1 protein-coding gene is annotated in these 1629 nt (G+C 73.7%); it reads left to right on the forward strand.

Translation table 11 applies throughout. From position 1 onward, the window contains the following. Positions 1-1602 (forward strand): S41 family peptidase (locus FNQ90_RS22475; RefSeq protein WP_182608017.1); only part of this gene is annotated, 1602 nt, incomplete at its 5' end. Between the last annotated feature and the right edge of the window lie 27 nt (positions 1603-1629).

Consider the following 1629-nt stretch of genomic DNA (forward strand, 5'->3'; position numbering starts at 1 on the left):
CAGGGGAAGGGGAGCGGGACCACCGGTGCCCCCGCCACCCGGGTGGACGTCGAGGGGCTCGCCGACCGGATCATCCCCTTCCCCGTGGACGCGGGCCGCTACTCCGACCTGCGTGCCTGGTCCGACGGCGTGCTGTGGCTGCGCCACCCGATCAGCGGCACCCTGGGCACCTCCGCCGGCACCCCCGGCGGCAACCGTCCCGGTACCACCGTGGAGCGGTACGACCTCACCCGTCTGAAGGCCGGCACGCTGGCCTCCGACGTCCGCGAGTTCGAGGTCACCGGTGACGGCAAGCGCGTCCTGCTGCGCGCCCCGGCCGGCCTGCGCAGCGTCCCGGCCGACTCCTCCAACCTCGGCGAGGACGACGAGCAGAGCCTCGGCCTCGATCTCGAACGGGTGCGGCTGACGGTGGACCCGGCCGCCGAGTGGCGCCAGATGTTCGACGAGACCGGCCGACTGATGCGGGACCACTTCTGGCGAGCCGACATGAACGGTGTCGACTGGGACGCGGTGCTGGCCGAGTACCGACCCCTGGTCGAGCGGGTAGCCACCCATGACGACCTGGTGGACCTGCTGTGGGAGGTCCACGGCGAACTGGGCACCTCCCACGCCTACGTCACGCCCCCCGCCGCCCCGGTCCCCGCCTCCCGCCGTCAGGGTCTGCTCGGCGCCGACCTGACCCGCGACGCGGACGGCACCTGGCGGGTCGAGCGGGTGCTCCCCTCGGAGACCTCCGACCCGCAGGCCCGTTCCCCGCTGGCCGCGCCGGGGGTGGCCGTGCGGGCGGGGGACGCGATCCTCGCGGTGGACGGTGTGCCGGTGGATCCGACCACCGGCCCCGGCCCGCTGTTGTCGGGCACCGCGGACCGGGCGGTGGAACTGACCATCGCCCCGGCCGACGGGTCGCCCCGTCGCCACGCGGTGGTGGTCCCGCTCGACAGCGAGGAGCAACTGCGTTACCACGACTGGGTGGCCGGGCGCCGGGCGGCGGTGCGCGAGCTGTCCGACGGCCGCCTGGGATACCTGCACGTGCCCGACATGGTCAGCAACGGTTGGGCCCAGCTCCACCGCGACCTGCGCACCGAGATGGGGCGCGAGGGGCTGATCGTGGACGTCCGGGAGAACCGCGGTGGGCACACCTCGCAGTTGGTGATCGAGAAGCTCGCGCGCCGGATCATCGGCTGGGACCTGATCCGCCACCAGGAGCCGCTCAGCTACCCGGAGAACGCGCCGCGCGGACCGATCGTGGCCATCAGCGACGAGCACGCGGGCTCCGACGGCGACATGGTGACCGCCGCGATCAAGACGCTGGGGCTCGGGCCGGTGGTCGGCACCCGCACCTGGGGCGGGGTGATCGGCATCGACATGCGCTACGACCTGGTGGACGGCACCGCCATCACCCAGCCGCGCTACGCGATCTGGCTCAAGGGCTACGACTGGTCGGTGGAGAACCACGGCGTGGAGCCGGACGTCGAGGTTCCCATCGCGCCCCACGAGTACGCCGCCGGCCGGGACCCGCAGTTGGAGACGGCCGTGCGGATGGCGCTGGAGGAGTTGGAGCGCAATCCGGCGGCCGTGCCGCCGGAACTGCCCCCGCTCTGACGGGCCATCGGCCGGGCCGTCCCCCAC

This window comes from Streptomyces alkaliphilus (assembly GCF_014141535.1).
GTDB classification, from domain to species: domain Bacteria; phylum Actinomycetota; class Actinomycetes; order Streptomycetales; family Streptomycetaceae; genus Streptomyces; species Streptomyces alkaliphilus.